The sequence below is a fragment of the Enterobacter cloacae complex sp. P15RS genome, assembly GCF_014895905.1.
GTDB classification, from domain to species: Bacteria; Pseudomonadota; Gammaproteobacteria; order Enterobacterales; family Enterobacteriaceae; genus Enterobacter; species Enterobacter quasihormaechei.
In genome coordinates, this window is the sequence record NZ_JADBQL010000017.1 from 14,647 (window position 1) to 40,519 (window position 25,873).

Annotated in this window: 21 protein-coding genes; 11 read left to right on the plus strand and 10 right to left on the minus strand. The window is 56.8% G+C overall.

Going from position 1 to position 25,873, the window contains the following annotated elements; genetic code table 11:
* Positions 1–19: 19 nt before the first annotated feature.
* The 3 genes from lldD to lldP are packed head-to-tail and all read right to left on the minus strand — an operon-like array spanning position 20 to position 3,629.
* Positions 20–1,207 (minus strand): quinone-dependent L-lactate dehydrogenase, encoded by a 1,188-nt coding sequence (lldD, locus tag IM267_RS11575; protein WP_193033436.1) that lies wholly within the window; start codon positions 1,205–1,207, stop codon positions 20–22.
* Positions 1,204–1,977, minus strand: a complete 774-nt coding sequence (gene lldR / locus IM267_RS11580; RefSeq protein WP_193033437.1) for a transcriptional regulator LldR — start codon at positions 1,975–1,977, stop codon at positions 1,204–1,206. The genes lldD and lldR overlap by 4 nt, the downstream gene beginning before the upstream one ends.
* On the minus strand, positions 1,974–3,629 hold the full coding sequence (gene lldP, locus IM267_RS11585; protein ID WP_003860175.1) for an L-lactate permease: 1,656 nt from the start codon (positions 3,627–3,629) through the stop codon (positions 1,974–1,976). The genes lldR and lldP overlap by 4 nt, the downstream gene beginning before the upstream one ends.
* A gap of 1,097 nt (positions 3,630–4,726) precedes the next feature.
* On the opposite strand from lldP, the gene IM267_RS11590 reads away from it, so the two are divergent.
* Genes IM267_RS11590 through IM267_RS11605 form a run of 4 tightly spaced genes read left to right on the plus strand, consistent with a single transcriptional unit; the run spans position 4,727 to position 9,602 of the window.
* Positions 4,727–5,308, plus strand: coding sequence for a fimbrial protein (locus IM267_RS11590; RefSeq protein WP_193033438.1), 582 nt, complete (start codon positions 4,727–4,729; stop codon positions 5,306–5,308).
* 30 nt (positions 5,309–5,338) lie between these two features.
* Positions 5,339–6,013, plus strand: a complete 675-nt coding sequence (locus IM267_RS11595; RefSeq protein WP_193033439.1) for a molecular chaperone — start codon at positions 5,339–5,341, stop codon at positions 6,011–6,013.
* Complete coding sequence (locus IM267_RS11600) at positions 5,979–8,498, plus strand: fimbria/pilus outer membrane usher protein (protein ID WP_370551733.1); 2,520 nt, start codon at positions 5,979–5,981, stop codon at positions 8,496–8,498. The genes IM267_RS11595 and IM267_RS11600 overlap by 35 nt, the downstream gene beginning before the upstream one ends.
* A gap of 9 nt (positions 8,499–8,507) precedes the next feature.
* Positions 8,508–9,602 carry a fimbrial protein gene (locus tag IM267_RS11605; protein WP_063865862.1) on the plus strand — a complete coding sequence of 365 codons (1,095 nt, stop codon included), beginning with the start codon at positions 8,508–8,510 and terminating at the stop codon, positions 9,600–9,602.
* Between the two features lie 32 nt (positions 9,603–9,634).
* Here IM267_RS11605 and IM267_RS11610 read toward each other — a convergent pair whose 3' ends face one another.
* The 4 genes from IM267_RS11610 to IM267_RS11625 all read right to left on the minus strand — a co-directional run bounded on the left by IM267_RS11610 (position 9,635) and on the right by IM267_RS11625 (position 13,801).
* Positions 9,635–9,997 (minus strand): YibL family ribosome-associated protein, encoded by a 363-nt coding sequence (locus IM267_RS11610; protein WP_063449976.1) that lies wholly within the window; start codon positions 9,995–9,997, stop codon positions 9,635–9,637.
* 58 nt (positions 9,998–10,055) lie between these two features.
* Positions 10,056–10,646 carry a mannitol operon repressor MtlR gene (gene mtlR, locus IM267_RS11615; protein ID WP_063865860.1) on the minus strand — a complete coding sequence of 197 codons (591 nt, stop codon included), beginning with the start codon at positions 10,644–10,646 and terminating at the stop codon, positions 10,056–10,058.
* Positions 10,643–11,791 (minus strand): mannitol-1-phosphate 5-dehydrogenase, encoded by a 1,149-nt coding sequence (mtlD, locus tag IM267_RS11620; protein WP_193033440.1) that lies wholly within the window; start codon positions 11,789–11,791, stop codon positions 10,643–10,645. Before mtlD ends, mtlR begins: the two co-directional genes overlap by 4 nt.
* Positions 11,792–11,893: 102 nt before the next feature.
* Complete coding sequence (locus tag IM267_RS11625) at positions 11,894–13,801, minus strand: PTS mannitol transporter subunit IICBA (protein ID WP_063865856.1); 1,908 nt, start codon at positions 13,799–13,801, stop codon at positions 11,894–11,896.
* Positions 13,802–14,237: 436 nt separating this feature from the next.
* Here IM267_RS11625 and IM267_RS11630 point away from each other — a divergent pair, with 436 nt between their 5' ends.
* The 3 genes from IM267_RS11630 (at position 14,238) to selB (ending at position 18,170) form a co-directional block, all read left to right on the plus strand.
* Complete coding sequence (locus tag IM267_RS11630) at positions 14,238–14,846, plus strand: glutathione S-transferase (protein ID WP_063449973.1); 609 nt, start codon at positions 14,238–14,240, stop codon at positions 14,844–14,846.
* Positions 14,847–14,949: 103 nt separating this feature from the next.
* Entirely contained in the window at positions 14,950–16,335 is a 1,386-nt protein-coding gene (gene selA / locus IM267_RS11635) for an L-seryl-tRNA(Sec) selenium transferase (RefSeq protein WP_193033441.1), read from the plus strand.
* Positions 16,332–18,170 (plus strand): selenocysteine-specific translation elongation factor, encoded by a 1,839-nt coding sequence (selB, locus tag IM267_RS11640; protein WP_193033442.1) that lies wholly within the window; start codon positions 16,332–16,334, stop codon positions 18,168–18,170. Before selA ends, selB begins: the two co-directional genes overlap by 4 nt.
* A gap of 3 nt (positions 18,171–18,173) precedes the next feature.
* On the opposite strand, the gene IM267_RS11645 is transcribed toward selB, so the two are convergent.
* Positions 18,174–19,058 carry an ROK family protein gene (locus tag IM267_RS11645; RefSeq protein ID WP_063865848.1) on the minus strand — a complete coding sequence of 295 codons (885 nt, stop codon included), beginning with the start codon at positions 19,056–19,058 and terminating at the stop codon, positions 18,174–18,176.
* A gap of 166 nt (positions 19,059–19,224) precedes the next feature.
* On the opposite strand from IM267_RS11645, the gene aldB reads away from it, so the two are divergent.
* The 4 genes from aldB (at position 19,225) to IM267_RS11665 (ending at position 22,277) form a co-directional block, all read left to right on the plus strand.
* On the plus strand, positions 19,225–20,763 hold the full coding sequence (gene aldB / locus IM267_RS11650; RefSeq protein WP_193033443.1) for an aldehyde dehydrogenase AldB: 1,539 nt from the start codon (positions 19,225–19,227) through the stop codon (positions 20,761–20,763).
* A gap of 244 nt (positions 20,764–21,007) precedes the next feature.
* Complete coding sequence (locus IM267_RS11655; RefSeq protein WP_057979982.1) at positions 21,008–21,193, plus strand: type II toxin-antitoxin system HicA family toxin; 186 nt, start codon at positions 21,008–21,010, stop codon at positions 21,191–21,193.
* A gap of 14 nt (positions 21,194–21,207) precedes the next feature.
* Positions 21,208–21,612: a type II toxin-antitoxin system HicB family antitoxin gene (locus IM267_RS11660; RefSeq protein ID WP_193033444.1), complete on the plus strand. Its 405-nt coding sequence runs from the start codon at positions 21,208–21,210 to the stop codon at positions 21,610–21,612.
* 209 nt (positions 21,613–21,821) lie between these two features.
* Complete coding sequence (locus IM267_RS11665) at positions 21,822–22,277, plus strand: 4Fe-4S dicluster domain-containing protein (RefSeq protein ID WP_193033445.1); 456 nt, start codon at positions 21,822–21,824, stop codon at positions 22,275–22,277.
* 7 nt (positions 22,278–22,284) lie between these two features.
* Here the strand turns inward: IM267_RS11665 and avtA are convergent, their stop codons facing one another.
* Both avtA and IM267_RS11675 read right to left on the minus strand, forming a co-directional pair.
* On the minus strand, positions 22,285–23,538 hold the full coding sequence (gene avtA, locus IM267_RS11670) for a valine--pyruvate transaminase (RefSeq protein ID WP_063865841.1): 1,254 nt from the start codon (positions 23,536–23,538) through the stop codon (positions 22,285–22,287).
* Between the two features lie 130 nt (positions 23,539–23,668).
* The gene (locus tag IM267_RS11675) at positions 23,669–25,699 is read right to left on the minus strand and encodes an alpha-amylase (RefSeq protein ID WP_193033446.1); all 2,031 of its coding nucleotides are present in this window, start codon (positions 25,697–25,699) and stop codon (positions 23,669–23,671) included.
* Positions 25,700–25,873: the final 174 nt, after the last annotated feature.

A 25,873-nucleotide genomic window follows, 5' to 3' on the forward strand; every position in this document is an offset into this window, starting at 1 on the left:
GAGGGGGAACGGGAGAAGATCAGGCCGCGTCACCATGTGACAGCGGAGCCAGCGCCGCCGGTAGTTTACTCAGCTCCTGCACCAGCGAATCCTTACTGATTTCGCTAATCGACTTCGCACCGGTCAGGGTCATCGCCACCTTCATCTCTTTCTCGATCAGGTTCAGCAGGTTCGCCACGCCCGCCTGACCGCTGGTGGCCAGGGCATAGAGGTACGCGCGGCCCAGCAGCACGCTGTCTGCGCCCAGCGCAATCATGCGCACCACGTCCAGCCCGTTACGAATACCGCTGTCAGCCAGGATCGCAATATCGCCCTTCACCGCATCGGCAATGGCGGGCAGCGCGCGGGCGGAAGAGAGCACCCCGTCGAGCTGGCGTCCGCCGTGGTTAGAAACGACGATCCCGTCGGCGCCGAAACGCACCGCGTCGCGGGCATCTTCCGGATCGAGGATCCCTTTGATCACCATCGGGCCATCCCAGAATTCGCGGATCCACTCCAGGTCCTTCCACGAGATCGACGGATCGAAGTTATTCGCCAGCCAGCCGATGTAATCTTCCAGCCCGGTCGGTTTACCCAGGTAGGCCGAAATATTGCCCAGATCGTGCGGACGGCCGTTCAGCCCAACGTCCCACGCCCACTGCGGATGCGTCACCGCCTGCCAGTAGCGGCGCATCGCGGCGTTCGGGCCGCTCATGCCGGAGTGGGCGTCGCGGTAGCGGGCGCCGGGCGTGGGCATATCGACGGTAAAGACCAGCGTTGAGCAGCCCGCCGCTTTGGCGCGCTCCAGCGCGTTACGCATAAAGCCGCGATCGCGCAGGACGTACAGCTGGAACCACATCGGGCGCTTGATGGTCGGCGCGACCTCTTCAATCGGGCAGACGGACACGGTAGAAAGCGTAAACGGAATGCCTTTGGCATCCGCTGCGGCAGCAGCCTGCACTTCACCCCGCCGGGCGTACATGCCGCATAAGCCGACGGGCGCAAGCGCCACCGGCATGGAGAGCGTTTCGTTAAACAGCTTTGTCTCAAGGCTCAGGTCAGACATGTTCTTCAGCACACGCTGGCGCAGGGCCACCTCAGAGAGATCCTCCACGTTGCGGCGCAGGGTATATTCGGCATAGGCCCCGCCGTCAATGTAGTGGAACAGGAACGGCGGCAAAATGCGCTGCGCCGCGGCGCGATAGTCACTGGCTGCTGAAATAATCATGCTTTGTTCTCCCTGGAAATATCACTCTCGCCAGGCAGACGGGTAATACGCGCCTGTCGGGCCTGATCTTCATCGAATCGTTTAATGGTGGTGTGCACGAACCCGAGATGCGCCATCATCGCTTTACGCGCGGCCTCGGCATCGCCGGCAAGAATGGCGTTGAGCACGGCTTCATGCTGTTCGGTCAGCTGAGCGAAGACCGGCGGGACCAGATACATGCGCTGGCGGCTCTGCTTCACGGAGGATTGCAGCAGGTCGAAGAACCCACGCATGGTTTGCAGCAGCACGACGTTATGGGACGCCTCGGCAATCGCCAGATGAAAACGCACGTCGGCCTGCGAGGCGATATCCGGGTCGCTGCTTTGCGTGGCGTCAAAACAAACTTTGAGCTTCTCTTTGTCGGCGTCGGTCGCCCGCATCGCCGCGTGCCACGCGGTGCTGGTCTCGATGGCGTGACGCGCTTCGAGGATGTCAAAGCTGTAGTCCGGGTCGTTTTCCATCAGCGTTTTCAGCGGCTGAACGATATTTTGCTCGGACCAGTTGTCATGCTGCCAGCGCACAAAAGTGCCGCCGCCGCGACGGCTCAGCAGCACACCTTCGCTGACCAGCGTTGCCAGCGCTTCGCGCAGTGAATTGCGCGACACGCCAAGCTGGGCGGCAAGCTGGCGTTCGGCGGGCAATCTCATGCCCGCCTCCAGCTGTTGTTCTTCAATCAGCGCCCGCACGCGAGTGGCAATCTCGTCGGACAGGCGTCTGGGCATCACTATCATGGAATCATCCAGGTTAAGACATAGGCCTGCAATGTGGTGATCACGCCCACCATGCAGGTAAATATCAGGCTGTGTTTAACGGTAAAGCGGAACAGATCCGACTCTTTGCCTACCAGTCCTACCGCGGCACAGGCAATGGCGATGGACTGCGGCGAGATCATCTTCCCGGTTACGCCGCCCGTCGTGTTTGCTGCCACAAGCAGGACGTCCGAAACGCCAATCTGCTGTGCGGCCGTGGCCTGTAAGGCGGCAAACAGGGCGTTAGACGACGTATCGGAACCGGTCAGGAACACTCCCAGCCAGCCGAGGAACGGCGAGAAGAAGGTGAATGCGTGGCCGGTGTGCGCCAGCGCTAACGCCAGCGTCGACGACAGGCCGGAGTAGTTCGAGATAAACGCGAACGCCAGCACCATGCCGATGGAGTAGATCGGCAGCATCAGCTCTTTAATCGTTGCCGCAAAAGTCTGCACCGCGGCGGCAGGCTTCATGCGCAGCCACACCACGGAAAGGATAGCCGCAAACAGGATGGCCGTGCCGGTGGCGGAGAACCAGTCAAACTTAAACACGGCCGCATACGGCGTGGCGTCGTGCACCACCGGCGGCATACGGGCGACCATCTTGTCGAGGAACGGCACGGAGATGTTAATCACCATGTCGTACAGCGCACCGCCCGGGGCGAACAGCGCCTTAAACGGCGGTATGCTCCACAGCGTCACGGTGGCGGTCAGGAACAGGAACGGCGACCACGCGCGGACGATCTGCCCGGCGGTATAGCCGGTGCGGGCGAGGGTCTGATCCACGTGCGATGCGCCCATGTCCGCAAAGCGGAAGATACGTACCGGCTGCCAGCGCTTCAGGAACAGCGTCAGACAGACCAGTGACACCAGGGAAGAGATGATGTCCGGCAGTTCCGGGCCGAGGAAGTTTGAGCTGAGGTACTGGGCAATCGCGAACGAACCGCCCGCCACCATCACCGCAGGCCAGGTCTCCTTCACGCCGCGCCAGCCGTCCATAATCGCCATGATCCAGAACAGTACGATAATGGTCAGGAACGGCAGCTGACGGCCCACCATCTGGCCAATCTCGAAGCTGTCCAGCCCGGTCACCTGACCCGCCACAAGAATCGGAATGCCCATCGCGCCAAACGCCACCGGCGCAGTGTTCACAATCAGGCACAGGCCAGCGGCATACAGCGGGTTAAAGCCCAACCCGACCAGCAGCGCGGCGGTAATCGCTACCGGCGCGCCGAATCCTGCCGCGCCTTCAAGGAACGCCCCGAAGGAGAAGCCGACAATCAGCATCTGCAAACGCTGGTCCGGGGTAATAGAGAGGATCGACGAACGAATAATGTCGAACTGCCCGGTTTTGACCGAGATTTTGTAGACAAAGACCGCGGCGATGATGATCCACGCAATTGGCCACAGGCCGTAGAAGAAACCATACACCACGGAGGCCAGCGCGCGATCGACCGGCATTTTATAGAAGAACAGCGCCACCAGCAGGGCGATGGCAACGGTATATGTCGCCGCAAGGTAGCCCTTCAGCTTGAGCTTAATCAGCGCAAAGAAGAAGAACAGGATCGGTAGCGATGCGATCAGGCTCGACAGCCAGATATTCCCGGCTGGGTCATAGTTTTGTTGCCAGAGGCTCATGCAGGTCTCCTGAGGACCACACAGCCTGGGTTGCGGGTGAGTCTCCGCTCAACTCTGCGTCACAGTCTGCGTAAAAGTGGTCCATCCAATTTTGTGTTGTAGGGGTTATGGCAATAAATGGTTAATCAAGTGTTGCTATTCAGCAATGGTTTTGTGAAGTGGAGCAGTGAAACTGTGAACGGTGGTTCGCTTTGAAGCGAATTGGTAGGACCAAAGGGTCTGCGCCGTCCGTCCGTTTGCGGCGCGGGCCGTAGCAGCGGGCTGAACATCTTTCCATCAATCGGAGCGGATGTGGCGTGTTAAAGACGATAATAAAAAAGCATCAATGCGGAACTTAGGTTAACGGCGAGATATATTTTTGTTTATATTAAGTGTGTAATTGATGTTTAACGTGTAGATAAAATGGCGTATTTCAGAGAATTATAAATTTTTTTTAGGTAAAAATGCGAAATCCAATATGTAGCAAAAAATTTTAATTAAGATAAATTTCACATATAGATTTTAACAGCGTATTACAAACGATCAATTGCTGATCAATAAGGAAATATCCTGCGTTTGGCTGATTTCGCAGAATAATGTATAAGCATGGCATCCTGGTTCAACGTTTCCTTCTAATAATAATCCGAAATAAATTGATCAAACATTGATCAGTCAACTCTTTTTTTAATTTAGAAAGGGGATTAGAAGGGCACTAATAGTGTGGTGGGTGAGGAAAACAGGTTAAATTTGTTGTTTTAATGTTAACTTTAAATAAGTTATAAGCGATGCTGCACGCCTTTCGGTGCGTAGACGTTATAAAGCATTTGAATTACTATTTATGAAGATGCTGCGTTACAAAAGAAATGACGTTCTTTTTTAACCTTAATGTATTCATTGTTATTTTCTGCCTGAAGCTATTCCTCTGTTGGGGAATAAATGCGTATGGCTCAAAGAAAATAAATGGATTACCACACCGGGATGGACCCCACGTTATTCTATGAGGTCGCGTCACCACCTCTATTTGTACCCTTTAGTGACGTTTTAATTCCTTATAGCAATGACCGTATTTGGCATGACAATTCTAAATCTGTTTAATGTACAGAGGGGTTTGCTTTCAAATGAAAATCAAAAATGTGGCGCTGGCGATTGCCGCGGCGGGGCTGCTTATTTCGTCTCAGACGGTACTGGCAAGCGGGGATTCAGGCGTTGATACTTCCCTTGATACCGGCGCAGGTACGCAGAGTACAGGCGGGGTGATTAATTTTACTGGAAAAATTACCCTTATTTCCTGTGATATTACTCCTGCCTCAAAAAGCAAAACGGTGGATCTCGGCGCGTGGGCGAAAAGCTACTTCGACGATCACACTGAAACGACGCCGCGTGAGTTCAAAATTAACGTGGAGAACTGCCCGGAGACGGTTGAATCGGTTGCAGTTCTGTTTGACGGAACCAAAGATACGGTGAATGACACCTTGCTACAGGTTACCCCAGGCCAGGGGATGGCGACGGGCGTCGGCGTGAAGCTGTATAACAGCGATCGCAGCACCTCTATTAAACCGGGCACGGTTTCAAAAACCACCGCACCAGATGGTGAAGGCAATGCAGAATTAACGTTCTATGCCGCACTGGACAAAGATGGAACCGAAATCAACGCGGGCGATGTGAACGCCGTGTCTAACTTCCTGATGGTTTATAACTGATTTCACTTTCAGCCACCTCCAGAGATAATAATGATGAAACGTTTATCGTATATTATGCTCACTGCATTAATGATTAGCTCTGCGTCAGTTTCCGCTGGCGTTGTAATGGGTGGGACACGGATCGTATACCCGCAAAACAGCAAGGAGGTGGCATTTTCTGTTTCTAATATGGAAAGTGCGGTTCCTTACCTTATTCAGTCGTGGGTTGAAGGCGATGTGCAGGATAAAAATAACGCCGCGCCCTTTATCGTCACGCCACCGCTGTTCAGGCTTGATCCGGAGCAGACCAACACGCTGCGTATTCAATATACCGGCGCACCGCTGCCCACCGATCGTGAATCCGTATTTTGGCTGGATATTAAAGCGATTGCGCCAAAGCCAAAAGAGAGCAATAACGAATTACAGGTTAACGTCAAATCGAAATTTAAAATTTTCTACCGCCCGGACAACCTGAAAGGGGACGCCGCTACGGCCTGGCAGAAAATAACATTTTCGCGGACGGAAAAAGGACTTAAGGCCTCCAACCCGACGCCATATTACGTCTCTTTTTATCGGCTGACCGTCGGTGGGCATAAAATTGAGCAGCCAGGCATGATCGGTCCAGGTGAAACCCGCGAATGGACTGTGGCTGCCTCCGGTGGCGTAAGCTGGTCGGCTATTAATGATTTCGGTGCCATTACCGCCACCCGCTCTCAGCCGCTTTAACACCATGCCTTTTCGCCTGTTTCGTTACGCGCCCCTTTCGGTGCTGCTGCTCAGCTTCAGCCGCGCCGGGATGGCCGAGGATTATTTTGATCCCGCCGCGCTGGAGCTTTCCTCTTCCGAACAGAAAACGGCGGATTTGCACTATTTCTCTGAAAAGGGCGGGCAAATGCCCGGCACCTGGCTCGTAACACTGGAGATTAATGGACGCGATGAGCGGCATCAGGAGATCACCTTCGTCAATGAGAAAGGCCGCCTGCAACCCGTTTTTAGCCTATCGCTGCTGGAAGCGCTTGGGGTGAACGTGAGTGCGATTCCGGCATTCTCCCGGTTGCACGAGGGAGAGACCTTCACGCACCTCGACGATTTTATACCGGCAGCGCGAACCTCTTATGATTTCAACCAGCAGCGCCTCTTTCTCAGCCTGCCGCAGGCGGCGATGAAACACCGCAGCCGCGGCTACGTGCCGCAGTCGCAGTGGGATGATGGTATCCCGGCGGCATTTGTTGATTACAGCCTGTCGGGCGGCCAGGCCCGCCATCAGAGCGGCGTCACGACGTCCAGCTATCTGAGCCTGCGTAACGGCGTCAATCTGGGAGCGTGGCGATTGCGCAACACCTCGGCCTGGAGCCACAGCGACTCGGGTGGGGATCGTTTCCAGTCACAGAGCAGCTGGCTGACCCGGGATATCCGCAGCCTCAACAGCCAGCTGCGGATAGGCGATGCGTGGACCGCAGGCGACGTGTTCGATAGCGTGGCGTTTCGCGGGGTGCAGCTCTCATCAAGCGAGAGCATGTTGCCCGACAGCCAGCGCGGATTTGCCCCCACCATCCGCGGCGTCGCACACAGCTTCGCTAAAGTCTCCGTTTCGCAAAATGGCTATGTGATCTATGAAACCTGGGTGGCCGCCGGGCCATTCATCATTAACGATCTGTTCCCCGGCGCGCAAAGTGGCGATCTACAGGTTACCGTCACGGAAAGTGACGGCTCGACGCGCGTTTTTACCCAACCCTATTCTGCGGTGCCGTTTATGCGACGCCAGGGCAGTTTGAAATACAGCCTCAACGCCGGACGGTTTCATTCCGGCTCCAGCGATGCGCGTTCCCCCGAATTTGTTGAGGGCGCTTTCTTTTACGGTCTGCTCTCCAGGATGACGGTGTATGGCGGCTTTCGTACGGCAAACAACTATCAGGCCGGTGCGATCGGCATAGGCAGAGGGTTTGGCGCATTCGGCTCGCTGGGCATTGACGATACGCTGGCAAAAAGCCGTTTACCCAACGGCAAAAGCGCGATGGGGCAGGCGTGGCGCATTCAGTACCAGAAAGATTTCAGCGCTACCGGCACCGCCTTCAACCTGGCGAGCTATCGCTATGCCTCGCGCAATTACTACGAATTTAACGAACTGAATCAGTCCGACAGCCAGCAGCTGCAACTCAATAATCGCCGTAGCCGCTCGCAGGTCACTTTTTCACAGACGCTGGGTCAGTTCGGCAGCCTCAACGTCTCGGCGTGGATGCAGGATTACTGGCATACGTCCGGCCAGGATAAAACCATCCACATCGGCTGGTACACCAGCTGGCGGGGTATTTCCTGGGGCGCGGGGTATGACTACACCGACTCAGCGCTTGAGCAGCATCCCGATCGCACCGTGTCGTTTAACGTCAATGTTCCGCTTGGCAACTGGCTACCGGGCAGTTCGGTCAGTTACTACGCCAACCACAACAATCGTGGGATGACCACGCAGCAGGTGTCACTCAACGGCAGCGCGCTGGCGAACCGCAACCTGAATTACAGCGTTCAGCAGAGTAAGACCAGTGAGGGAGAGGCCGACAGCACCAGCCTGGCGCTGCAATACAACGGTGGCTACGGCAACGTCAGCCTCGGTTATGACCACAGCCGAAACGGTAGCAACGCCAGTCTTGGACTCGCCGGAGGCGTCATCGCCACGCAGTATGGCGTCACGCTCAGCCAGCCGCTGGGCGATACCGTCGCCCTGCTGCGCGTGCCCGGCGCGGCGAACGTTGAGCCGGAGGGCTACAACGGGATCCATACCGACAGCCGCGGCTACGCGGTCATGCCAACGCTCTCGGCCTACCGCAAGAATACCGTCAATCTGGATACGGCGACGCTTGGCGAGAACGTCGACGTCGAGCAGAGCGGTCTGACGCTCATTCCCACCAGCGGCGCGGTGGTGCTGGCCAATTACACAACCCACATTGGGTATCGCGTCCTGTTTTCCCTGCGCTATCACGGCGAACCGCTGCCGTTTGGCGCGCAGGCTGAAGTGGTGGAGCAGAACCGCCGTTCTGCAAACCGAAGCATGGTCGCTGATGGCGGTCAGGCCTATCTGAGCGGGGTACCGGAGCGCGGCACCCTGCGCGTCACCTGGTATGAGGGCGGGGAACAGCATCAGTGCCAGACACCTTTCAGGCTGGGCGAGGCTCACATGGCCCCCGGCATCGCCACGCTGTCTCTTGCGTGTCATTAGAGGATTATCATGCGTCGTTTTATTCACTGGTTTTTCTATCTGAGCCTGCTTTCGCTTTTTGGCATGCTGAGTTTTCATGCCCATGCTCAGACCTCACCTTGTCGCACCACTCGCGATCAGTGGGTCGTTCAGGTGCCCTACGCCATAGGGTATGCGCCCGGCACGGCAGACTGGACGCCAGTTTCCGCGCCGATACAGTCTACCGGGGCGGATTTCTACAGCTGTGATGGCGGGAATGACGCCTGGCGTAGCATCGGCTTTGTCGACATGGATAACCCCGTCGGTACCGTGGTGGGTGAAGACGGCGCGGCGCGCCACGTTTACAAAACCCAGATCGACGGCATCGGCTACGCGCTGGGGTTCCGGGAGCAGCAGTACTGCGGCGCCGATGCGGTACGCTATATTGACGGCACCAGCCCGGTGGAGGGCAATGAGTCCCGGCGCATTTGCGACGCGTCGCAAAACCCCGCCTTTGCCAGCGCCTCAACGTACAAGATGCAGTTCTGGGTGGTGTTTTACAAAATCCCGACGACCAGCGCCATGCCTGATGATAACGCCAACTCCCAGGAGCAAAATGTCGGATCGCTGATCTTGCAGGCGGGAGAAAATAAAGCCAGCGCCACCAACGTGGCGACACCTGTACAGATCCATCTCGCCAGCTTCACCGTCAGGCGTACCAGCTGTTCAGTAGGCTCTCGCAGCATTCTTGTTCCCATGGGAAGCGTGAGCCAGCGTGAATTTCACGGCCCAGGCTCACGGGCCGGAGGCGGGCGCTTCAGCATTCCGGTGACCTGCGAAAATAATACGGCGGTGAAGATGGGTTTCTTTGGCGATACCACACCGGCCAACGATCGGGCACTGGCACTGACGAAGCAGGAGGATAGCGCCAGCGGTGTCGGAATCGAACTGCTTTACGGTGACAATACCGGTTCGGTTCAGGGGCAGGTGGTACAGTGGAACACCCCGCAGGTGTCAGCGCTTGGCCAGGTGGGGGATAACCAGACGCAGACCTTCTGGTTTGACGCGCATTACATTCAGACAGAAGAGAACGTCTCGGCGGGAAAAGCGGATGCGATGGCGACGTTTAACCTGATCTACAACTGAGATTCCCCTGCCGCAGGAGCAGGGGAGAGCGATCAGAATTCGGTCTTACAAAAGCCCGTCATCTCTTTCAGGCCCATTTCGCGGCCAAGCTCGGTCATCGGGTGCACCACCACCAGGCCACGGACGCTTTTCTTCAGCTTGCCCATGTCGGCCTGCTCTTTTTTGGTGATCGCGCGGCGATGCGGCATGTTCATCAGCTTCTGTGCTTCTTTACTCAGCTTCTGGCCTTTCACTTCGCGCAGGCGCTCGATTTCCGCTTCCAGCTTCACGGACTCTTTTTCCAGCTCGGCGTATTTCTCGGCGGAATCGACCAGGGAGAGACCGGCCATTTGATGGCGGACCAGATCCAGACGGTCGCTCAGGCGTTTAATTTCGTTCTTTTCGACTTCTTTCATGACAAATAACTCTGAAAACGGGGAATTTACAGGGAAGGATACACCAATGTGTGCGGGCTTACTTCTGAAACGCTTTTTTTAAGCTGATTTTAGAAATCAGCTCAGTCAGGGAAAGCACCATGGTGGAGCGGACAACCTGTTGATAACGCAGCTTTTGCATCGCGTACAGCTCAGGGTCGCTGTTATCAAACGGAGGTGCAGGAGGCAGCGCGGATACGCAGTGCAGCTCGCCGAAGGGACCGAGGATCTCATCATCGGTAAAGGTGTACTCGTTACCGTCATGATTGAGCTCTTCGCGCAGCGCCATTAACAGCTCGGCGTCTTCATACTCCTGGCGGTTGAGCACGCCAAGGCCGTAGATCAGCTTCAGCCGTACCGATAAATCGCCCAGCGGTCCGTCTCCGTCCAGCAACGGTTCAACAGCATACTTTACCGCGTAGTCGTCTTTGCGAAACACCTGAAGCACCAGAATGTTCACCGCCTCGGTTAACAGCTCGACGGCGGCAATCAGAAAGCTTCGTACGGTTTTGCCAGCATTCAGACGCTCAAGCACACGATTTTCAAAGGCCTGGGTTTGTTCCATTGTTGCCTGCATATCTGACAATCTGTTATTCGGGCGCAGGCTCACCTGCGCCGGATTCTGCATCATTTGGTTGCGTTGTATGCGTTAACCGCCTCCGCAACCACGTCACTGCTGGCATCCAGACCGGAAATCTGCGCCAGCGCAGCCTGCGCGCCTTTGTCATCAATCAGCTGAGCCAGCTCAATCGCCTGCGGGTCCTGCTCGCTGCGGTAGTGCATCGCGGCAGCAATCCCTTTTACCAGGTTGGCGTGCGGCAGGCCGTATTCCAGCGTGCCCAGCAGCGGTTTAATCAGGCGGTCGCCCGCGCTCAGCTTACGCAGCGGCTGACGGCCAACGCGCTCAACGTCATCTTTCAGATACGGGTTTTCAAAACGACCGAGGATTTTTTGGATGTATGCTGCGTGTTTATCAGCATCAAAACCGTAGCGTTTGATCAGCACCGCGCCGCTCTCTTCCATTGCCCCTTTCACCACCGCGCGGATGTTCTCATCGAGGATCGCGTCGCGAATGGTCTGATGACCGGCCAATTTTCCGAGGTACGCGGTTATAGCATGCCCGGTGTTCAGCGTGAAGAGTTTACGTTCGACAAATGCCATCAGGTTATCAGTGAGTTCCATTCCCGGAATGGTCGGCAGCGCGCCCTTGAACTGGGTTTTATCGACGATCCACTCGCTGAAGGTTTCCACGGTCACTTCCAGCGGATCGTTGGTGGCGGATTCGGACGGCGGAACGATGCGGTCTACGGCGGAGTCCACAAACCCAACGTGCGCTTCAACCCAGGCTTTATCTTCCTCTGCAACGGCGGCAAGAACGTGGCCTTTCAGCTGCGTGGTGCCGCGCACCATGTTTTCACAGGCGATGATGTTCAGCGGTGTTTCAATGCCCTGTGCTTTACGCTTCGCCAGGCCTTTTGCGACCGCCGGGGCGATGCGTTCGAGCACTACCGGCCCTACGGCTGTGGTGACCAGGTCAACGTTTGCGATAAGGTCAATCACGTCGTCGCCAATGCTGCTCACCGCGTTCACGCCAGAAACCGTTTCAACCTGCTCGTTTTCACCGACTACATGTACCTGATAGCTATGACGGGCGTTCAGGGCATCCAGAACCACCTGATTCACATCGGCGAATGTCAGGGTAATGCCCGCGTCTGCCAGCAGTTTACCGATAAAGCCACGACCAATATTACCTGCGCCAAAATGTAATGCTTTCATAGTATTAACCTTCATCAATGTTTTTACCCGAGAGGGCTGGGGTGAGAAACGTTTTCCCCTCACCCTAGCCCTCTCCCCGTCGGGGAGAGGGAAGAGACGCTGTTATTTGTTGAGCAGCGCCAGCACTTCTTCAACGCTGGTGGTATTAGCCAGACGCTCAATGACCGTTTCATCATCCAGGGCGTTGGTCAGGCTGGTAATCACCTGAATGTGCTCGTTGTTGCGAGCGGCGATACCAATCACCAGACGGGCGATGTCGTCTTCTTCTTCACCGAAGCGCACGCCGTCAGGATACTGACAGAACACCACGCCGGTTTTCAGCACGCGGTCTTTCGCTTCAACCGTACCGTGCGGAACCGCGATGGATTCACCCAGGTAGGTTGGCGTCAGCTTTTCACGCTCCAGCATCGCGTCAACGTATTCAGGCTGAACGTAGCCACCTTTCACCAGCTGCTCACCGGCGAAGCGAATCGCCTCTTCTTTATTGGTCGCGGTGCGGCCGAGGAAGATGTTTTCCGCGCCCAGTCTGAACAGATGCGCGTTGCTCTCGTCAAAGCTGTCTTGCAGGCTGGAGCGCACCTTCACTTCGTTATCTTCATGGCGCTGGGCCGCAACCAGACGTTCGGTCAGGCTGGTGTACAGGCCGCTGTCCAGGAAGTTGGTCAGGGAAATGTGCTGCGCCTGCGGCACCTGACGCATGGCGCGCTCGGTCAGATCGCGGTGCGTGATCACCAGGTCAACGTCCGGCGGCAGGTTGTTAATCGCGCTGTTGGTCACGGAGATGTTGGTCAGACCCGCATCCTGCACTTTCTTACGCAGCACGCCGGCACCCATTGCGCTGGAACCCATACCGGCGTCGCAGGCAACGATGATTTTACGCACGTGGCTCAGGTCGTTAGAGACATCGCCAGCAGCCAGCGGCGTAGCGCCTTTGGATTCAGCTTTCATGTCGTGCATACGGCGGGTTGCCGCTTCGATATCGTCGTCTTCCTTCACCTTGCTGGTTTTCAGCAGGATAGCGGATGCCACGAAGGAGACCGCCATGGCCGCACAGATTGCCGCGATGTTTGCAAAGTAAGCGCCTTTCGGGGTCATCGCCAGCACCGCCAGGATAGAGCCCGGAGAAGCAGGGGACACCAGACCGCCGCCCAGCACGCTCAGAGTGAACACGCCGGTCATACCGCCGAGGATAACGGCCAGGATCAGACGCGGGTTCATCAGCACGTACGGGAAGTAAATTTCGTGGATACCGCCCAGGAAGTGGATGATAGCCGCGCCGCCAGCAGACTGTTTCGCGCTGCCGCGACCGAAGAACATGTACGCCAGCAGAACGCCCATGCCCGGACCCGGGTTGGCTTCAATCAGGAAGAAGATGGACTTGCCGAGATCGTGAGACTGCTGAATACCCAGCGGGGAGAAGATACCGTGGTTGATGGCGTTGTTAAGGAACAGGATTTTCGCCGGTTCAACGAAGATAGACGCCAGCGGCAGCATGTCGTGCGCCACCATGAAGTTAACGCCCGCCGCCAGCAGTTTGGACAGCACTTCAACCGCCGGACCAATGCCGAGGAACGCCAGAATCGCGAGGATCATCCCGATGATGCCCGCAGAGAAGTTGTTCACCAGCATTTCGAAGCCGGACTTGATCTTGCCATCGACCCAGACGTCGAATTTCTTAATCGCCCAGCCACCCAGAGGACCGGCAATCATCGCACCGAGGAACATCGGCATATCCGCACCGACGATCACGCCCATGGTTGTGATGGCACCCACGACGCCACCGCGGTCACCGCCCACCAGACGACCACCGGTATAACCGATGAGCAGCGGCAGCAGGTATGTGATCATTGGGCCAACAAGTTTCGCCAGCGTTTCGTTAGGCAACCACCCTGTCGGAATAAACAATGCGGTGATAATACCCCACGCGATAAACGCGCCGATATTTGGCATCACCATGTTGCTGAGGAAACGACCAAAGCTTTGCACTTTGATCTTGAAATCGGATGACATAAAACACCCCTTCTTATGTTTACGCTTAGGCTTATGGCCCGAGGTTTATCGTTAATGTGCGGCGGCAGAGGTAGCCGGGCCCTGTTCTGATGCTGTGAAATCTGGCACTGAATCGTTCAACTGTCCAGACAGCGAAATTTTGTGTGATCGCAGTCACGTAAATGTAGGGGGTGTGGTGATTAATGAAGTGATGGCGATCACATAATGAGTGTGTAAAAAAAATACATCGCGCAAAATTGCGCCAGATTGGCGTGCTTTTTGTGATAATAATCACATTTCTAAGTTGGCGGTTTGTTTCTGGATTGTGATTTGATTCACAAAATATTTTTATACGGATTCCTCCCGTATCGCCTGAGGTCAGGAATGCGATACGCATACCTGCCTTTTTTCTCGGCGTGATCCATACTGACCTCTTTGTGGGCATTAAGGATAAGCAATGAAACTCATCGGCAGTTATACCAGTCCTTTCGTGCGTAAGATTTCGATTCTCCTGCTGGAGAAAGGGATTGAATTTGAATTCGTGAATGAACAGCCCTACAACGCTGAGAACGGCGTTGCGCAGTACAACCCGCTGGGTAAAGTTCCGGCGCTGGTCACGGACGAGGGTGACTACTGGTTTGATTCCCCGATCATTGCGGAATACATCGAGCTGCTTGGCGTTGCGCCAGCCATGCTGCCGGCGGATCCAAAAGCGGCGCTGGCGGTGAAGCAAATTGAAGCGCTGGCCGATGGCATTATGGACGCAGCGTTAACGTCCGTGCGCGAGCAGGCGAGGCCCGCCGCACAGCAGTCAGAGGATGAACTGCTGCGTCAGCGAGAAAAAATTAGCCGCAGCCTGGATAGATGTGAACAGCTGATCCGCGACGGTAAAATCCAAAGCGATAGCCTGAATCTGGCGACGATCGCCATCGCCTGCGCCATTGGCTACCTCAATTTCCGCCGGGTCTCGCCTGGGTGGTGCGTGGATCGCCCGCTGCTGGTTAAGCTGGCGGAGACGCTCTTCCAGCGCGAAAGTTTTGCCCGTACCGAACCACCAAAGGCTTGATGCGGGTTATAACACTTCCCGGCAGGAGGCGGTACAATCCCCCCACATGTTAACTCCCTCTCCCGTCGGGAGGGGGGAAGATATTTACTCGCCAGGCGCATTCATGACTACTCATCATTCCCTCTACAGCCAGATCCCCGCAACCGATCGTCTGCTTCGTGACCCGCGCATAGCCGTGGTGCTGGCGCAGTTTGGCCATACAGCAACGGTCGACATGCTACGCCAGCTTCAGGATGACGCGCGCCGTCATATTCAGGCTGAGAACGCGCTTCCTGGCTGGTGCATGGCGTGGGAGCAGGAAGTTGAACGGAGGCTGAATGAGCGCGCGCAAAGCGCGTTGCGCCCGGTCATTAACCTGACGGGCACGGTTCTGCACACCAATCTGGGCCGTGCACAACAGGCGGAAGAGGCGATACAGGCCGTCACCCGGGCCATGCGCTCGCCGGTGACGCTGGAGTACGATCTGGACGGCGCCGGGCGCGGGCATCGCGATCGCGCGCTGGCCGATTTGCTCTGCCAGATCACCGGCGCGGAAGATGCCTGCATTGTGAATAACAACGCGGCGGCGGTGCTGTTGATGCTGGCGGCTACCGCGAGCGGGAAAGAGGTTGTCGTCTCTCGCGGCGAGCTGGTGGAAATCGGCGGGGCATTTCGAATTCCGGATGTCATGCGCCAGGCGGGGTGCACGCTGCATGAAGTGGGCACAACCAACCGTACCCATGCGAAAGATTATCGCGCGGCGGTGAATGAAAACACCGCGCTGCTGATGAAAGTGCATACCAGCAATTACCATATCGAGGGGTTCACCAAAACGGTGGATGAAGCCGAGCTGGCTGCCATTGGGCGCGAGCTTAACGTGCCGGTGATCGCCGATCTCGGCAGCGGGTCGCTGGTGGATATGCGCCAGTACGGTCTGCCGAAAGAGCCGATGGTGCAGGAAATGGTTGCCGCGGGCGTAAGCCTGGTCAGTTTCTCTGGCGATAAACTGCTGGGCGGGCCGCAGGCGGGGATTATCGTCGGCAGGCGCGAGCTGATTGCGCAGCTACAGCAACATCCGCTGAAGCGCGCCCTGCGTGCTGATAAAATGACGCTGGCCGCGCTGGAAGCCACGCTGCGGCTCTATCTTCACCCGGAGAAACTGGCTGACCGCCTGCCCACGTTGCGTTTGCTAAGCCGTAATGCAGCCTCCATCCGCGCGCGGGCGGAAGCGCTACTGCCGCAGGTTGCTCCTCACTACCCTGAATTTGATGTTCGTATCGAGTCCTGTCTGTCGCAAATAGGCAGCGGCTCGCTGCCCGTGGACAGATTACCGAGCGAAGCGCTGACGTTCACCCCGCGCGACGGACGCGGAAGCCAGCTTGAGGCGCTGTCGGCGCGCTGGCGTGCATTACCGACGCCGGTAATTGGCCGTATCGGTGATGGCCGCATGTGGCTGGATTTACGCTGTCTGGAAGATGAAGTGCGGTTTCTGGAGATGATGTTGAAATGATTATTGCCACCGCCGGTCACGTAGACCACGGCAAAACCACGTTATTGCAGGCCATTACGGGCGTAAATGCCGATCGCCTGCCGGAAGAGAAAAAGCGCGGCATGACCATTGACCTGGGATACGCCTACTGGCCGCTGCCCGATGGCCGCGTGCTGGGCTTTATCGACGTGCCCGGCCACGAGAAGTTTCTGTCCAATATGCTCGCGGGCGTGGGCGGTATCGATCACGCTCTGCTGGTGGTCGCGTGCGATGACGGGGTGATGGCGCAAACGCGCGAGCATCTGGCGATCCTGCAACTGACGGGCAGCCCGCAGCTGACCGTCGCCCTCACCAAAGCGGACCGTGTGGATGAGGCGCGTATCGATGAGGTGCGTAAAGAGGTGCTGGCGACGCTCGACGAATACGGTTTTAAGGATGCGTCACTGTTTGTCACCGTGGCGACAGAAGGCCGCGGTATCGACGCCCTTCGCGACCATTTGCAGCAGATCCCGTCTCGTGAGCATGCCAGCCATCACCGTTTCCGTCTGGCGATCGACAGGGCGTTCACCGTGAAAGGTGCTGGGCTGGTGGTGACCGGCACCGCGCTGAGCGGCGAAGTGAACGTGGGCGATACCCTGTGGCTAACGGGCGTAAATAAACCGATGCGCGTGCGCGGACTTCACGCGCAAAACCAGCCGGTGGAACGGGCCCATGCCGGGCAGCGTATCGCCCTGAACGTTGCCGGGGATGCCGGGAAAGAGCAGCTTAACCGTGGCGACTGGCTGATGGCTGACGCGCCGCCAGAACCTTGCGGGCGGGCGATCGTCTCTCTCCAGACCCACACGCCGCTGACCCAGTGGCAGCCGCTGCATATCCACCACGCGGCCAGCCACATCACCGGACGCGTGTCGCTGCTGGAAAACGATCTCGCCGAGCTGGTGTTCGACTCCCCGCTCTGGCTGGCGGATAACGACCGCCTGGTCCTGCGCGATATTTCGGCGCAGGAAACGCTGGCCGGCGCGCGCGTGGTCATGCTTAATCCGCCCCGTCGCGGCAAGCGTAAGCCCGAGTATTTACAGTGGCTGGGCGCGCTGGCGAAGGCCCGCGATGATAAGTCTGCGTTAGATATCCACCTTGAACGTGGTGCGGTGGATCTGGCTGCGTTCGCCTGGGCGCGCCAGCTCAGCGGCGAAGGATTGCGGCTTCTGACGCAGGAGCCAGGTTTTATTCAGGCCGGTAACAGCCTGCTGAACGCGCCGGTGGCGGCGCGCTGGCAGCGCAAGGTGCTGAGCACGCTGGCCACCTACCATGAACAGCATCAGGATGAGCCAGGCCCGGGTCGTGAGCGTCTGCGGCGCATGGCGTTGCCGATGGAAGACGACGCGCTGGTGCTGCTGCTGATTGAAAACATGCGCGCCAGCGGCGCGATCGCAAGCCATCACGGCTGGCTGCACCTGCCGGAACACAAGGCGGGTTTTACCGCCGAGCAGGACGCGGTGTGGCAAAAGGTGGCGGCGCTGTTTGGCGATGAACCGTGGTGGGTACGCGATCTGGCGCGTGAAACCCATACTGATGAGCAGCTAATGCGTCAGGTACTGCGCCATGCGGCCCAGCAGGGCATGATTGTGGCGATCGTGAAAGATCGTTATTACCGCAACGATCGGATCGTGGCGTTTGCGAACCTGATCCGCGAGCTGGATCATGCGCGAGGATCGACCTGCGCCGCTGACTTCCGCGATCGGCTGAACGTGGGACGCAAGCTGGCGATTCAGATCCTGGAGTACTTCAACCGCATCGGGTTTACGCGTCGTCGCGGCAATGACCATGTGCTCCGCGACGCGCAGTTATTTCCGTAAGCGTTAAGCGCTGCGCGCCTGCTTCTGCTTAGCCAGCCAGACCGCACCCAGCCTTCCCGCCTGGTTGCCCAGCTCGCAGGGGAGGATGGGCACCCGGAGCGCCTCCCACTCCTCGAATCGCTGTAAGTATTTATCCAGCAGGAGATAAATTTTCTCCTGCTCGCTAATGCCCCCGCCAATCAGCACCGCCTGCGGATCGAACATAGAGATCACGCTGTAGATACCGCGCGACAGACAGTGTGCCCACTCTTCAATGGCTTCGCGCAGATGCACGTCGCTGTCCATGCGTTTAAACAGCTCCTCGCCGTCAGGCATTTCATCTTCCGACACGGCCAGCGCGCGGCGGCAGGCTTTCATCAGGCCGCTGGCGGACGCCACTTCATGCATCGGTTCGCCCTCATTGCCCACGGGCAGCACGCCAAATTCACCCGCCCGGTAGTGCGATCCGCGGTAGAGATCGCCCTCCATGACGATACCGCCGCCGATGCCGGTACCGATGGTGATGCAGACGAAATGCTCATAGTCCTTGCCCGCGCCCTGCCAGCGCTCGCCCAGCGCCGCGCAGTTGGCATCGTTTTCGATTGTCACGGGGAGATCGGTCAGCTGTGCGAACAGTTCGCACAGGTTTTCGCCGTCAAGATAGTCCAGCGCCCCGGCTTTGGCCGCTTCGCCGGTGTGGTGATTGATGTGTCCCGGAAAACTCACGCCAATGCCGGCGATCTCGTGCTCCTGGCAGTACTTATCCACCACCGCTTTCCACTTCTCTTTGAAGGTGCTTTCATCGTCCGGCGTATCATATTCATCGGATGTCAGTTCTTCGCCGTTTTCGTTAATTACGCCGTGTTTGATGTGGGTTCCACCCACGTCAAAGCCGATAAATAGCTGCATTGCATCGTTCCTCATGTGCCCCTGAACTATTAAGTATGGCTCCGGCGGCAGAAACGAAACGTAAAGTACGGTAATCCGTGATGCGGCTCGTAAACCCGCTACCCGCTGGCGAGAAAATCACCAGCCGGAACTACCCTTGTTGTACACCTACTGCAAGGAGACGGTCATGACAAATAATCCTCCCTCATCGCGTATCCAGCCTGGCGAGTATGGTTTTCCCCTTAAGCTCAAGCCCCGCTATGACAACTTTATCGGTGGCGACTGGGTGGCACCCGTCGACGGTGAATACTATTCCAACCTGACGCCCGTCACCGGCCAGCCGTTATGTGAAATTGCCAGTTCGGGCAAGCGGGATATTGATTTAGCGCTGGATGCGGCACATAAGGTGAAGGATAAATGGGGACAGACCTCCGTGCAGGACAGGGCGGCCATTTTGTTCAAAATCGCTGACCGGATGGAGCAGAATCTGGAGCTGCTGGCAACGGCAGAAACGTGGGACAACGGCAAGCCGATCCGCGAAACCATGGCGGCGGACGTCCCGCTGGCGATTGACCATTTCCGCTATTTTGCCTCCTGCATTCGTGCTCAGGAGGGTGGGATCAGCGAGGTCGACAGCGACACCGTGGCGTATCACTTCCACGAGCCGCTGGGCGTGGTGGGGCAAATCATTCCCTGGAACTTTCCGCTGCTGATGGCGAGCTGGAAAATGGCCCCCGCGCTGGCGACGGGCAACTGCGTTGTGCTGAAACCCGCGCGCTTAACCCCGCTTTCGGTGCTGCTGCTGATGGAGGTGATTGGCGATCTGTTGCCGCCGGGCGTCATTAACGTGGTCAACGGGGCCGGGGGCGAAATTGGGGAATATCTTGCCACCTCAAAACGTATCGCCAAAGTGGCGTTCACCGGCTCAACGGAAGTGGGTCAGCAGATTATGCAGTACGCGACCCAGAACATCATTCCGGTCACGCTCGAGCTGGGCGGCAAATCGCCGAACATCTTCTTTGCCGACGTAATGGATGAAGAGGATTCCTTCTTCGACAAAGCGCTGGAAGGGTTTGCGCTGTTCGCGTTCAACCAGGGTGAAGTCTGTACCTGCCCGAGCCGCGCGCTGGTGCAGGAATCCATTTATGAGCGCTTTATGGAGCGGGCGATCCGGCGCGTGGAGTCGATCCGCAGCGGTAACCCGCTGGATAACGTCACCCAGATGGGGGCACAGGTATCGCATGGCCAGCTGGAAACCATCCTCAACTATATCGATATCGGTAAAAAAGAGGGGGCCGATGTGCTGACCGGCGGTCGCCGTAAGGTGCTGGGCGGCGATTTACAGGAGGGCTACTACCTTGAGCCGACCATGCTGTTCGGTCAGAACAACATGCGTGTATTCCAGGAGGAAATTTTTGGGCCGGTGCTGGCGGTCACGACGTTTAAAACCATGGACGAGGCGCTGGAGCTCGCCAACGACACGCAGTATGGCCTGGGGGCGGGCGTCTGGAGCCGTAACGGTAATCTGGCCTACAAAATGGGCCGCGGCATTCAGGCCGGTCGCGTGTGGACCAACTGCTATCACGCCTATCCAGCTCATGCGGCGTTTGGCGGCTACAAGCAGTCGGGCATCGGGCGTGAAACCCATAAGATGATGCTGGAGCACTACCAGCAAACGAAATGTCTGTTGGTCAGCTACTCCGAAAAACCGCTGGGGCTGTTTTAAACTTCCGGCTCAGGCCGTCCCGAGCGGCCTGAGCCGGGTTAAAGCCGGGTGGCGGCTTCGCCTTACCCGGCCTACGATAGTGCCCGCATTTTTATTTGCAACATGACAATCTTCCCTCTTCTTTTCTCGATGCCTCTTCCTGTTTCGCTAAAGTCTGGCTGCGCTGCCGTTTTTAATGCGGTAGTCTCATTCAACCCAGTAGCGATGGTGTGTATCATGTGTATAATCAGGGAAGGATTGGGATGTGAAAAGTGCGGATATCATTACTGTTCTGGTTAGCCATGGCTGGAAATGTGTAAGAACGAAGGGAAGCCATCATCAGTTTCGCCATCCAGTGCAAAAAGGGTTAGTTACCGTCCCACATCCTAAAAAGGACATTAAACCAGGCACTCTCGCACAAATCTGGCGACAGGCGGGAATTAAACACTGATATCAGGAGTAGTTATGTTTTATCCGGCTTACATTCATTCTGATTCCGACGGTAGCGCCAGTGGTTTCTTTCCTGACGTTCCGGGGTGTTTTTTTGCGGGGGATTCACTGGATGATGCTTTTCAGGATGCACGTGATGCATTAACTGCCCATTTTGAAGCGTTGTTTGAAATGGATGAAATGTTGCCACTTCCGGGTGTGGTTGAAGCGCATCTGGCAAGTCATCCGGAGGATTTCATTGGCGGACAATGGTTGCTGGTGGATATCAATATGAAACAGTTTGAAGGCAAAGTAGAGCGCATCAATATTACAATACCTCGCCGTTTGCTGGTGAAGATTGATTCCTTTGTCAGCGAGCATCCACAATTTACTAACCGAAGTGCTTTTCTTGCAGAGGCAGCACGGCGTGTACTGCCTTAACGTTCTCCCTCTCCCGTGGGAGAGGGTTGGGGTGAGGGCAACAGGCCACAGTTAATCAGCCTTCATCCACACATATCCGCATTTACCCTAAGCTAAAAGTATCCGCGCCCGCTCTTTGACCCACAGCATCCTTAACGCTTCGCACGCAAGGTATGATGCGCTAACGATAATTTAACGGACTGACTTTTAACCTGCGCGAGGCGTTATCCATGAACCGATTTATCATGGCGGATCCTGAAAAATGCATCGGATGCCGCACCTGCGAGGTGGCGTGCATGATGTCGCATGAAAGCACCGCCGTGCCAGACACGTTTACGTCACGGATCAGGGTGGTTAAAGGGAACGCTTTCACCACGGCCGTGGGCTGCCATCAGTGTGAAGATGCGCCCTGCGCCAATGTCTGCCCGACGCAGGCCATTCGCCGCGTTGCGGGAGCGTGGCTCGTTGAGCAATCGCGCTGTATCGGCTGCAAAAGCTGTATGGTGGCGTGCCCGTTCGGGGCAATGCAGGTTCGGGTCGTGGAAGGTCGCGTTCAGGCGCTGAAATGTGATTTGTGCGCGCATCGCGAGGGTGGGCCAGCCTGCGTTGAAGCCTGTCCTACCCACGCGCTGCGCTGCATCGATCCCGCCAGATTACGCGCGGAACGGGTGCGTAATCTGGCCTGAGGTCTTATTAACCCGCCTCGTGCCAGGCGTTCTCGATCTCTTCGGCGAGAATTTTCACTCCCGCTTCGATTTTTTCCGGGTCCGGGACGTAGTTCATGCGCATGCACTGGTGCGTGTGCGGCCACGGCTTATCCAGCCCCGGGAAGAAGTAATCCCCCGGCACCATCAGCACGCCACGCTTTTTCAGGCGCTGATAAAGCAGCTCTGTCGTAATGGGCAGATCCTTAAACCACAGCCACAGGAAAATTGCCCCTTCCGGTTTATGGATCAGGCAGCGTTCTTCCGGTAAGTAGCGGCGAAGAATGGCGATGGTTTCCTGAACGCGCTGAGCGTAAAACGGCTTGATCACCTCATTCGACAGGCGCAGCAGGTCGTTGCGTCTGATCATCTCGCACATCATGGCCGGGCCGATCCCGCCAGGCGAAAGGCTGATAATGCCGTTCATGTTGGTAATGGCGGTAATGATCTTTTCGTTGGCGATAATGATACCGCAGCGGCTGCCCGGCAGGCCCAGCTTGGAAAGGCTCATGCAGAGGATGATGTTCGGGTTCCACAGCGGACGCGCTTCACTAAAGATAATCCCCGGGAACGGGACGCCATAGGCGTTATCGATCACCAGCGGGATACCATGCTGATTCGCCAGCGCATCCAGCTTCATCAGCTCGTCGTCGGTGATCACGTTGCCCGTCGGGTTAGTAGGGCGTGACACGCAGATCATGCCCGTCTCTTCACCGATATGCAGATGTTCAAAATCAACGTGATATTTGAACTGGCCTTCCGGCAGCAACTCGATATTCGGGCGTGCGGAAACAAACAGGTCTTCTTCGAGGCCGGCATCGGCGTAGCCGATATACTCCGGTGCCAGCGGGAACAACACTTTTTTCGTGCTGCCGTCGGCGCGGCGTCCGGCGAACAGATTGAACAAGTAGAAAAACGCGCTCTGACTGCCGTTTGTCAGTGCAATGTTCTGTGGTTCGATATCCCAGCCCAGCGCTTCCCGCAGCATCGATGCCAGAAGCGTCAGCAGTTCTGTTTTACCCTGAGGGCCGTCGTAATTACACAGCGCATCGGTTGCTTTACCGTTTTCCAGCATGTCTGCCAGTAGCGCCTGGAAGTAGGTGTTCATCTCCGGAATCTGAGCCGGGTTTCCGCCGCCGAGCATGATAGCACCGGGGGTGCGCAGCCCGTCGTTGAGGTCCTCCATCAGGCGGGTAATGCCTGAATGGCGGGTAAATTTATCGCCGAATTGTGAAAACGTCATAGCAGGTGATCTGTCGGGCTTAATATGAAAGGCAGTAACCATAACGCCAGCACCGTGTTGGTGCAAATCGGCGGATGTGGTCGGATTTGTTGTTTTGTATGGCGGAGCGGGATTCATGTAGTGAATTGTTCTACTGATTACCCGCCCACACCACCATCACCTTATCGCCCTTATGCTCGCGTACAAATCCGTACCCCTCTTTCAGCGACAGCGTGGTTTGCTTGCCTTCACCCATTGCCGGATGACGGGCGCGGAACTGCCCCAGAAGCTGCCAGTGGGCGACAGTTAACACCTGTTTACCCGTTACGTCCTGCCAGTTCATATCCGAACGGGTTCCCTGTAGCGGATCGGACCCCGTCGGACCAAATGGTCGCTCTGATTCATCGCCGTAATAGATTTGCACGCTTCCCGGCGCCAGCAGCAGTAGCTCAGCGGCGCGCTGGCCTCCTTCACGGAACAGTCGGGTATCGTGGGAGGAGAGATAGCTCAGCACGTTAAAGCTTTGCAGTTTTTCGGCCATTTGCTGCCAGGTCAGATCCATATCCGCCAGACAGTCCACCGCTTTCGCCGCCTGCTCCTGATAGTCAAAATTGATCATCGCATCAAAGCCGTGGCGATAATAATCGCTCTGCATCACGCCGTGACCCCAGGATTCACCGGTCATCCAGAATGGCGCATCGTCGAGTTTTTTGTCCGGGTTGGCGGCTTTCCACGCGACCAGCGCCTGGCTGGCCTGCTCCTTCAGCTGCTGCCAGGCTTCAGGCTCAACGTGTTTAGCGGTATCGACCCGGAAACCGTCGATGCCGTAGTCACGTACCCACTGGCTGAGCCAGTGGGTCAGGTAATCTCGCGGCGTGAAGTTCGTCATCACTTTCGCGTTGGTGTCGGGTTTGTGTTGATAAAAGTTCGGCAAACCTGACGGGATCTTAGATTCCGTTTTCAGATCCGGCAGAAACGCCAGGGACATCGTTAAATCGTCAAAGCCGGGGTTGTCATAATCGCCGATATCGGTGCGGATCCATTTTTTTCCCCACCATTTTTCCCATGCGGCTTTATCACTGAAGTTGATGTAATCGTTGAAGCTGTGCCAGCTTTGACCCGCGCCTGGCTTCCAGTCAGTCCAGCGTTCGCCGAGCGTTTTCTTCAGCTCATCCCCCTGCAAATACAACGCGCCAAACTGATACTCCTGCATATCGGCAAGCGTCGCATAGCCCGCGTGGTTCATGACAACGTCAAACAGGACGCGGATACCGCGCCGGTGCGCTTCGTCGACAAGCTGGCGCAAATCCTCTTCGCTGCCCATGTTGGCGTCGAGCTTCGTCCAGTCCTGAGTGTAATAGCCGTGATAGGCGTAGTGAGGGAAATCCCCCTTGGTGCCGCCGCCCACCCAGCCGTGGATCTGCTCCAGCGGAGAACTTATCCAGAGCGCATTCACGCCCAGTTGCTGGAGGTAATCCAGTTTGCTGGTAAGCCCTTTAAGATCGCCGCCGTGGAACGTCCCTATCTCCTGCATACCGTCTTTATGGCGGCCATAGCTGTTATCGTTGGCAGGATCGCCATTCACGAAGCGATCGGTCAGCACGAAATAGACGGTGGCGTTTTGCCAGCTGAACGGCGCGGGTTTATCCGTCTCGGCGCGCTCAAGCAGCAGCAGGCCATTGCTGTTAGCGGCTGGCTGAAGCGTGACGTTGCCATTTTCAACGGTCGCGGTCTGTTTGCTGTAAAAATCACGCACCACCGTTCCTTCCGGGAAGGTGTTTGCTACGTCGAGCGTAAGCGGTTTACCGTCCCACTTCGGGCACTGGCGGGTGACGTCAGCGACAGGCTGTGGCGCCGCACTTTGTACCGTCAGCATCAGGGTTGGCGTTCCCGAACGCGTATCAATACGCATCTGATAAACGCCGTCACGGAATAACCGCCACTGCGGCGGAGTGCCTTCGCACGGTTTGAGCGACAGCATCTCGTTGAGCTTAATGGCCTCTGTCGGCTGCCAGCACGCGTTGTCAAGACTCAGCGTCAGTGGACGGGTACCCTTCGCAAGCTTTGCCTGGCTGGTAAAGACGCCGGTACCTTCAGCGTTAAACGCGTCAAATCCCGGCGATGACCAGTCGGCATGCGCGAGTGCGGGTAACATCAGAACAGCTAATGCAGTGCGTTTCATTCCATTTTCCTGTCGCGGCATTTTTGACCAGTGTGCCATTCGGCTCAGGGGAAAAACTCCTCCTATGAGGCTTTCTGCCAGGAGGACGCGAAGGGATGAGTGATCCCGCGCAAAATTAGGCTGTTATCTGCGATATCGCACACATTTTTCCGGTGTTGATGCTTTAATGAGCAC

What these genes read in the sequence shown, in the direction of transcription:
- IM267_RS11605 (WP_063865862.1), top strand. Translation starts at nt 8,508, where the DNA reads ATGCGTCGTTTTATTCACTGGTTTTTCTATCTGAGCCTGCTTTCGCTT.
- aldB (WP_193033443.1), top strand. Translation starts at nt 19,225, where the DNA reads ATGACAAATAATCCTCCCTCATCGCGTATCCAGCCTGGCGAGTATGGT.
- lldP (WP_003860175.1), bottom strand. Translation starts at nt 3,629, where the DNA reads ATGAGCCTCTGGCAACAAAACTATGACCCAGCCGGGAATATCTGGCTG.
- selB (WP_193033442.1), top strand. Translation starts at nt 16,332, where the DNA reads ATGATTATTGCCACCGCCGGTCACGTAGACCACGGCAAAACCACGTTA.
- IM267_RS11630 (WP_063449973.1), top strand. Translation starts at nt 14,238, where the DNA reads ATGAAACTCATCGGCAGTTATACCAGTCCTTTCGTGCGTAAGATTTCG.
- mtlR (WP_063865860.1), bottom strand. Translation starts at nt 10,646, where the DNA reads ATGATGCAGAATCCGGCGCAGGTGAGCCTGCGCCCGAATAACAGATTG.
- IM267_RS11665 (WP_193033445.1), top strand. Translation starts at nt 21,822, where the DNA reads ATGAACCGATTTATCATGGCGGATCCTGAAAAATGCATCGGATGCCGC.
- IM267_RS11675 (WP_193033446.1), bottom strand. Translation starts at nt 25,699, where the DNA reads ATGAAACGCACTGCATTAGCTGTTCTGATGTTACCCGCACTCGCGCAT.
- IM267_RS11590 (WP_193033438.1), top strand. Translation starts at nt 4,727, where the DNA reads ATGAAAATCAAAAATGTGGCGCTGGCGATTGCCGCGGCGGGGCTGCTT.
- IM267_RS11645 (WP_063865848.1), bottom strand. Translation starts at nt 19,058, where the DNA reads ATGCAGCTATTTATCGGCTTTGACGTGGGTGGAACCCACATCAAACAC.
- lldD (WP_193033436.1), bottom strand. Translation starts at nt 1,207, where the DNA reads ATGATTATTTCAGCAGCCAGTGACTATCGCGCCGCGGCGCAGCGCATT.
- IM267_RS11660 (WP_193033444.1), top strand. Translation starts at nt 21,208, where the DNA reads ATGTTTTATCCGGCTTACATTCATTCTGATTCCGACGGTAGCGCCAGT.
- IM267_RS11625 (WP_063865856.1), bottom strand. Translation starts at nt 13,801, where the DNA reads ATGTCATCCGATTTCAAGATCAAAGTGCAAAGCTTTGGTCGTTTCCTC.
- selA (WP_193033441.1), top strand. Translation starts at nt 14,950, where the DNA reads ATGACTACTCATCATTCCCTCTACAGCCAGATCCCCGCAACCGATCGT.
- avtA (WP_063865841.1), bottom strand. Translation starts at nt 23,538, where the DNA reads ATGACGTTTTCACAATTCGGCGATAAATTTACCCGCCATTCAGGCATT.
- lldR (WP_193033437.1), bottom strand. Translation starts at nt 1,977, where the DNA reads ATGATAGTGATGCCCAGACGCCTGTCCGACGAGATTGCCACTCGCGTG.
- IM267_RS11610 (WP_063449976.1), bottom strand. Translation starts at nt 9,997, where the DNA reads ATGAAAGAAGTCGAAAAGAACGAAATTAAACGCCTGAGCGACCGTCTG.
- mtlD (WP_193033440.1), bottom strand. Translation starts at nt 11,791, where the DNA reads ATGAAAGCATTACATTTTGGCGCAGGTAATATTGGTCGTGGCTTTATC.
- IM267_RS11595 (WP_193033439.1), top strand. Translation starts at nt 5,339, where the DNA reads ATGATGAAACGTTTATCGTATATTATGCTCACTGCATTAATGATTAGC.